Source organism: Sphingobium sp. TB-6 (assembly GCF_012927365.1).
GTDB lineage: Bacteria > Pseudomonadota > Alphaproteobacteria > Sphingomonadales > Sphingomonadaceae > Sphingobium.
The window spans coordinates 419274-426877 of sequence record NZ_JABBGL010000002.1 but is presented as its reverse complement, the minus strand read 5'-3'; the positions used below and the strand labels follow the sequence as shown (position 1 = coordinate 426877).

Sequence of the window (7604 nt, the reverse complement as noted above, 5' to 3'; positions counted from 1 at the left end):
CAGCGGCCCTCCATCGTCATCCCCGCCAAGGGGGCGACATCATCTCGGAATCAGGGGGCGAGTAATTCTCGGAACAGGGGGGCGGCATCATTTCGGAATGAGGGGGCGGTTTCCCTCGGAATCAGCACTCTACATCCAGGCCGGGGACTTCCTCGGCTGTTATGAAGCCGCTCTCTTGGGTCAATCCGGGCAGGTGTGGATCGGCGCCGAAGCGTAACGCTGCCATTCTGCAGCGCAACCATCTGAAATAACTTGGGAAGAAGAGATGTTGGTGGGGTTTCAACCGGCGCCGATCGGGGTCCCACCGCCGTAGCATTATTCGCTCACTTCCAGCGGCTTGGTCGAAATCTAAGCCGGCCCCGTCTCCGGGCCAATCCACAATCGAAGCTCACTGATATTCGAAGACCGTCCGCGCCGCTTCCACGACCTCATCGCGGCGATCCTGCTTAAGCAGGTCGACCGGCCGCTTGTTGCCGAGCAGGGGGCTTTGCTGGACCAGCCACAGCCAGGCGCGGCGCGGATTGCCAACCACCTTGAGTATATCGGCAATGCCCTCGGCGGGGCGGCCATCAACGAACTGCTCCAGCGGGAAGGCGTGCTTGCGCGCGCCTGTGAGGAGCGCCACGACCTGTCCGCGCTTCTGCCATTCATGGAGCGTCGAGCGGGCAATGCCGCGATCCTGGAGCGCGCTCGATCCGGCAACCGGCCCGGCCCATTCCTCAAGGGGAACTTGCGTCGCATAGGTGGACAGCCGGCGGCGTCCTTCCTCGATATCGATCAATTCACCAAAGCCGGCACCCTTGCGTGGTTCGATCTCAGCGGGCTCGGCAATCTCGATTTTCGCTGCGGGGGCATCGTCGCGCGCGAAAGCCGCGATCATGTCGGCGACATCTTTGCTCTTAGCTTTCAACCGTTTCTGCTGTGCGGGCGGCAATGCGACGATCGCGGCCGCCACGGCGGCAACGATCTGCGCGGTATTGGCGGCAGCGGTCTTGGCAAGGCCGGGCTGGCGGGTAAGCACTTCGCTGACCTCGCTCGCCACCAGCCGGCGAACACCGGCGCGGGCATCGGCACTGTGCAGCTGGATCGCCATGTTCATCGCTCCTTCCAAACCGGATATAGCGCCGATCATCCGATTTGTCCGGCCATGCTCCGTGGGTTACATATCGGAAGGAATACCTGACGCCGGCTGGTTCATCACCACACTGAGCAAGAATCACCGAACGGGTGACCCACGGTCTTCACCACGAAAGCACACGGATATGAGTTTCGCGTGTTACAGGAATGTCACAGAAATCCCTGAACGTCAGAAATTTCAACTGACGGAAATTAGGTGGAAAATTAGGTGGAAGCTGAATTCCACCAAAATTTCCCAATGAAATCAAAGGGAAATGGTGGAGCCGAGGGGGATCGAACCCCTGACCTCGTCATTGCGAACGACGCGCTCTCCCAGCTGAGCTACGGCCCCTAAAAGGAGCGCTGCCTATAAGCGAGCGATTGCGCCCATGCAACGGTCTTTTTGCGCAAAAAAGACAATGCCTCCGACCGATCTTCTCGGTCACGCGGCGCTCTCGATCTACCGGGGCAAAGGCGGGACATTACTCCTGCGTAACGCCCGGAACGATGCGGCTGCATGCTCATTGGTGCCGTGACGGCGATCGTTATTGGACGCCGTGAAAAAGCAGATAAGGAGACGGACAATGGGTTACCAAGGCGGAGGTCGCTATGGTGACGGCGATCGCAACTGGACGGACCGGGATCGCGATGCCGACCGTTACCGCGCGCAACGCGACTGGCGGGACGATCGCGGCTATCGCTATGGCACGCGCGGCCAGTTCGGCGGTCCGGGGTCAAGGCGCCTGCCCGACGATTATGATCCTGACGAACGCGGCTTTTTCGACCGCGCCGGCGATGAAATCCGCAGCTGGTTCGGAGACGAAGAGGCGGAGCGCCGCCGTGAATATGACGATTATTACAACCGTCCCTATGGCGACCCGCGCGATCAGAGCAGCCGAATCGGCTATGCCTCGGCCTCCAATTCCGGCCGTTACCTGCCCAATCGGGGCTATGCGCCCTATACCGGCGAACGCAGCGGCTATGGCAGCGAGGATCATGGCTATCGCGTGCGCGGTTTCGGCGTGAACCACGACTATGGCGAACATCATGACGCCAATTATTATGCCTGGCGCCAGCAGCGGATCAACGAACTGGACCGCGATTATGCCGAATATCGGAACGAGAATCGCGACCGTTTCAACAATGAATTCGGCAATTGGCGCGCCCGGCGCGGCGAGCAACGCCAGGCTGTCCAGCAGGTCCGCGAACATATGGAAGTCGTCGGCAGCGATGGCGAGCATGTCGGCACGGTGGACAAGTTGCGCGGTGACCGCATCATCCTGACCAAGAGCGATCAGGAATCGGGCGGCGTGCATCATTCGATCCCCTCATCCTGGATTCGATCGGTCGATGCGCAGAAGGTCACGCTGGAGAAAACCGCCGACCAGGCCCAGACGGCCTGGCGCGCCGAGCGCGATCAGCAGGCTCTGTTCGGGTCGCGCGAGGAGGAGGATAATCGCTATGATAGCGACAGCAGCATTTCGACCTATGAAAAGGGCCGCTATCGGTAATCCCGCAGGGTCGAGATAGCTCTGACGATCTCCAGGAGCGCGCGACCTGCATGGATCAGGCGGCGCGCTCCGGAGTTTCGCGAAATCGGCGGAAACAGCCGATAACGGCAAAAACAACGAAAGGTCCGGCCCCAGGCCGGGCCTTTTTTTATTCCGCCGCTGCCAGTACGCGCTGCGCCTGGATGAGATGGGGCCGGTCGATCATCTTGCCGTCCAGTTTCAGCACCCCGGCGCCGGGATTGGCCTGAAACGCCTCGACCACGGCCCTGGCCCGCGCGATTTCAGCCTCGCTAGGGGTGAAGCCTTCGTTGATGGCGGCCACCTGCACCGGATGAATCGCCATCATGCCGGTAAAGCCGTCGCGCCGCGCCCGCCCGATATAGGCCTTGAGATCATCCATCGCCTCGATCCGGGGGAAGACCGTGTCGATCGCCGGGACGCCGGCGGCATGGGCGGCGAACAGCGTCAGGCTGCGCGCCATTTCGAAGGGCGCGGTGTAACGGCCATCCTCCTCGCGAGCAGTCGAAGCACCGACCGATGCGGGCAGATCCTCCGCCCCCCAGGTCAGGCCCGCAAGCTTTTCGCTCACTTGGCGGAAAGTCCCCAGCTCGAAAATGGCGGCGGGCGTCTCCGTGGCGATCGGCAGGATCGGCGGGACATTCGCGCCATCGGCCAAAGCGATCAACGCCTGGATGCCAGCCGCCCCTTCCGCCTTGGGCAGCATGATCCCGTCGGGCGCCGCGGGCAGCACAGAGGCAAGATCGGCGCGGGTGTGATCGCCATCCAACGGATTCACCCGGACGAAGGCCACGCCATCGCGGGGCGACGCCAGCCATTCCGCAATCGCCTCCCGTCCGAAGGCCTTGCGTTCCGGCGCAACCGAATCTTCAAGGTCGAGGATGATCGCATCGGCGCCGCTGGCCGCAGCCTTGGCAAAGCGCTCGGGGCGGTCGGCTGGAACGAAAAGCAGCGAACGGAGCTTCATGCGGGCCTCTTCTTCAACAGTGCCATGCGCAGGCATTGGCAGACGATTTCGTCCCGCTGGTTAGTGAGTCGATGCGTGAATGTCACGATCCCCGCTTCGGGTCGCGAACGGCTTTCCTTGAGGTCGGTCACCTCACTCTCCGCCCGCATCGTGTCACCGATGAAGACCGGCTTTGGCATGACCAGCTTGTCATAGCCGAGGTTGGCGACCAGCGTGCCCAAAGTCGTATCCCCCACCGACAACCCCACCATCAGCGCGAAGGTGAAGGTGCCGTTGACCAGAATCTGACCGAATTCGGACGCCTTGGCCGCTTCGGCATCCAGATGCAGCGGCTGGGGATTATGGGTCATGGTCGAAAAGAGAAGATTGTCGGTTTCGGTCACCGTGCGGCGGATTTCATGGGCAATCCGGTCACCGATCCGCCAGTCGTCATAATAGCGGCCCGCCATCAATCCTCTCCCCGCTCGACCAGCGCCAGCAGCGTGCCTTCGCTGACCTGGCCGCCTTCGGCCGCGTCCAGTTCCGCCACCACCCCGTCGAAGGGCGCGACCAGACTATGCTCCATCTTCATCGCCTCCAGCGTGACCAGCTTCTGGCCCTTGGCGACATTGTCTCCCTTGGCAACGGAAACCGCGATGATCCGTCCCGGCATGGGGGAAAGGATCGCGCCGTCGGACGCGGCTGCCCCGCCTGCCTTGACCGGCGGGGTCTGGCCGAAGATCCAGCTTTGTCCATGTTCCGTGACGATGATTGTGCCGTCCCGTTCCATGTCGGAACAGAGCCCGGTGCGCAGGTCGCCGGATTTCGCATCCGCGATGACATGGCGGCCGTCCATGAACAGATCGACCTTGGTCTTCGGCAGCCCATTGAGGCGAAAGCCGAACAGTCCTTCGCGGAACGGTCGCCCTTCCCAATCGCCATGGTCAAGCCAGTCCCTGCGAAAACGCTGTCCGGCGGCCGCAAGGACGCGGTCGGACGGACCGTCGATGGCCGTCAGCGCCTCCCCCTGCCGTTCGATCAGGCCGGTGTCGAGGCGCCCTTGGGCGAAATCCGGCATGGCGAGACAGGCGTGCAGAAATGGCTTGTTGGTATGGAGCGGGCCGACAAAGCTGCTATCGAGCCAACGGAGCAAGTCGCGCCGCGCCGCTTCCCGATCCTCGCCATGGCAGATGACCTTGGCGATCATCGGGTCGTAGAAGGAACTGACGGTGTCCCCCTCCTCCACGCCTGTTTCGACGCGGGCGCGATGGTCGAACAGCAGCCGGTCGATCCGGCCCGGACTCGGCAGGAAACCCTTGGCCGGGTCTTCGGCATAGAGGCGCGCTTCCATCGCCCAGCCGTTGATCGACAATTCTTCCTGCTTTTTCGGCAGCGGCTCGCCGCTCGCGACGCGGAGCTGCCATTCGACCAGATCCTGCCCGGTAATCTCCTCCGTCACCGGATGCTCGACCTGGAGGCGGGTGTTCATCTCCATGAACCAGATGCGGTCGGCGCGCAGACCCTCGCTGGCGTCGGCAATGAACTCGATCGTCCCTGCGCCGACATAATCCACCGCCTGCGCCGCGCGCACCGCCGCGCCGCAAATGGCTTCGCGGGTCGCTGCGTCCATGCCTGGGGCGGGGGCTTCCTCGATCACCTTCTGGTGGCGGCGCTGGAGCGAGCAGTCGCGCTCGAACAGATGGACGACCTGTCCATGGCTGTCCCCGAACACCTGCACCTCGATATGGCGCGGCGAGAGGATATATTTCTCGATCAGCACCTGATCATTGCCGAAGGACGAGGCTGCCTCCCGCTGGCAGGAGAGCAGCGCGTCGGCAAAGGCCTCCGGCGCGTCGACGCGCCGCATCCCCTTGCCGCCGCCGCCCGCGACCGCCTTGATCAGCACGGGATAGCCGATGGCGTCGGCTTCGGCCTTCAGGCGTTCGGCGCCCTGATCCTCGCCCAGATAGCCGGGCGTGACCGGCACGCCTGCGTCGGCCATCAGCTTCTTGGCGGCGTCCTTCAGGCCCATGGCGGTGATGCTGGCGGGATTGGGACCGACCCAGATGAGACCGGCGTCGATCACCGCCTGCGCGAAGGCCGCATTTTCGGACAGGAAGCCATAACCGGGATGGATGGCTTGCGCGCCCGTAGCCTTGGCGGCGGCGATGATGCGGTCACCGATCAGATAGGATTCCCGCGCCGGGGATGGACCGATATGCACCGCTTCATCGGCTTCCCGGACATGGAGCGCTTTCGCATCGGCGTCGGAATAGACCGCCACAGTGCGGATACCGAGACGGCGGGCGGTGCGGATGATGCGGCAGGCAATCTCGCCGCGATTGGCTATAAGCAGCGATTTAAGCACCAGCCCCTCCCCACTGTCCGTCATGGTCCCTCCCCTCACATCCGGAACACCCCGAAGCGGGGCGCCTCCTCGACGGGAGCGTTGAGCGTCGCGGCAAAGGCGAGGCCCAGCACATCGCGAGTCTGGGCCGGGTCGATCACCCCATCGTCCCACAGCCGCGCGGTGGCATGATAGGGATTGCCCTCATCCTCATATTTCCGGCGGATCGGCGCCTTGAAGGCTTCGGCCTCCTCGGACGTCCATTTGGCCGCGTCGCGGTGAACGGTCGCCAGCACGCTCGCCGCCTGCTCGCCACCCATCACGGAAATACGGCTGTTGGGCCAGGTGAAGAGGAAGCGCGGCCCATAAGCGCGACCGCACATGCCGTAATTGCCCGCGCCGAAGCTGCCGCCGATCAACACGGTAATCTTGGGCACGCTGGCCGTCGCCACCGCCGTCACCAGCTTCGCGCCATGCTTGGCGATGCCTTCCGATTCATATTTGCCGCCGACCATGAAGCCGGAGATATTCTGGAGGAACAACAGCGGAATGCGCCGCTGACAGGCCAGTTCGATGAAATGCGCGCCCTTCTGCGCGCTCTCGCTGAACAGCACGCCATTATTGGCGAGGATCGCCACCGGCATCCCCCAGATATGGGCGAAGCCGCAAACGAGCGTGGTGCCGTAAAGCGCCTTGAACTCGTGAAATTCGCTGCCGTCGACGATCCGCGCAATCACCTCGCGAACGTCATAGGGCGCGCGGACATCCTGCGGAATAATGCCGTAAAGCTCATCCGGATCATATTTGGGGGCGACCGGCGCTCGCAGGTTGAGATCGATCCCCGGCGCGGGTTGCAGGGTCGAGACGATGTCCCGCACGATGGTCAGCGCATGCTCGTCATTCTCCGCGACATGATCGACCACGCCGGAGCGGCGGCCGTGGACCTCCGCGCCGCCCAGATCCTCGGCGGAGATGACTTCGCCCGTCGCCGCCTGCACCAGCGGCGGGCCAGCAAGGAAGATCGTGCCCTGATTGCGCACGATCACCGTCTCGTCCGACATGGCGGGCACATAGGCGCCGCCCGCCGTGCAGCTGCCCATGACGCAGGCGATCTGCGGGATGCCCCGCGCCGACATCTGCGCCTGATTGTAGAAGATGCGGCCGAAATGCTCGCGGTCGGGAAAGACCTCCGCCTGATTGGGCAGGTTCGCGCCGCCGCTGTCGACCAGATAGACGCAAGGGAGCCGGTTCTCCAGCGCGATTTCCTGTGCGCGCAGATGCTTCTTCACGGTCAGCGGATAATAGGTGCCGCCCTTCACCGTCGCATCGTTGCAGACGATCATCACCTGCCGCCCCGACACTCGCCCGATGCCCGCGATCATGCCAGCGCCGGGCACTTCGCCATGATACATGTCGTTGGCGGTAAGCTGTCCCACCTCCAGAAACGGACTGCCCGGATCGAGCAGCCGCTCCACCCGGTCGCGGGGGAGCAGCTTGCCCCGCGCCACATGCTTGGCCCGCGCCGCCTCGCTGCCGCCAAGCGCCGCCTGCGCGACCTTGGCGTGCAGTTCATCCCTTAAGACCCGGTTATGCGCGGCGTTGGCGCGGAAAGCCTCGCTCTCCGCCGACAGCTTTGTGTCGAGAACCGGCGCACTCATGCCCTTGC

The 7604-nt window shown here is 63.6% G+C and carries 6 protein-coding genes and 1 tRNA gene; 1 reads left to right on the top strand and 6 read right to left on the bottom strand.

From position 1 onward, the window contains the following. Positions 1-388: 388 nt before the first annotated feature. Both HHL26_RS05280 and HHL26_RS05275 read right to left on the bottom strand, forming a co-directional pair. On the bottom strand, positions 389-1093 hold the full coding sequence (locus tag HHL26_RS05280; RefSeq protein WP_206377341.1) for a DUF2384 domain-containing protein: 705 nt from the start codon (positions 1091-1093) through the stop codon (positions 389-391). Positions 1094-1392: 299 nt separating this feature from the next. Next, positions 1393-1468, bottom strand: a tRNA-Ala gene (locus HHL26_RS05275). A gap of 232 nt (positions 1469-1700) precedes the next feature. Between HHL26_RS05275 and HHL26_RS05270 the strand changes: the two genes are divergently transcribed. Next, positions 1701-2627 (top strand): DUF2171 domain-containing protein, encoded by a 927-nt coding sequence (locus tag HHL26_RS05270; protein ID WP_066555447.1) that lies wholly within the window; start codon positions 1701-1703, stop codon positions 2625-2627. A gap of 148 nt (positions 2628-2775) precedes the next feature. Here the strand turns inward: HHL26_RS05270 and HHL26_RS05265 are convergent, their stop codons facing one another. The 4 genes from HHL26_RS05265 to HHL26_RS05250 are packed head-to-tail and all read right to left on the bottom strand — an operon-like array spanning position 2776 to position 7596. Further along, the gene (locus HHL26_RS05265; protein ID WP_066555445.1) at positions 2776-3612 is read right to left on the bottom strand and encodes a CoA ester lyase; all 837 of its coding nucleotides are present in this window, start codon (positions 3610-3612) and stop codon (positions 2776-2778) included. Beyond that, positions 3609-4061, bottom strand: a complete 453-nt coding sequence (locus tag HHL26_RS05260) for a MaoC family dehydratase (protein WP_066555442.1) — start codon at positions 4059-4061, stop codon at positions 3609-3611. Before HHL26_RS05260 ends, HHL26_RS05265 begins: the two co-directional genes overlap by 4 nt. Then, a complete protein-coding gene (locus tag HHL26_RS05255) occupies positions 4061-5959 on the bottom strand; it encodes an acetyl/propionyl/methylcrotonyl-CoA carboxylase subunit alpha (protein ID WP_066561458.1) in 1899 nt (632 codons plus the stop codon). The genes HHL26_RS05260 and HHL26_RS05255 overlap by 1 nt, the downstream gene beginning before the upstream one ends. A 35-nt stretch (positions 5960-5994) precedes the next feature. Further along, a complete protein-coding gene (locus HHL26_RS05250; protein WP_087572878.1) occupies positions 5995-7596 on the bottom strand; it encodes a carboxyl transferase domain-containing protein in 1602 nt (533 codons plus the stop codon). Positions 7597-7604: the final 8 nt, after the last annotated feature.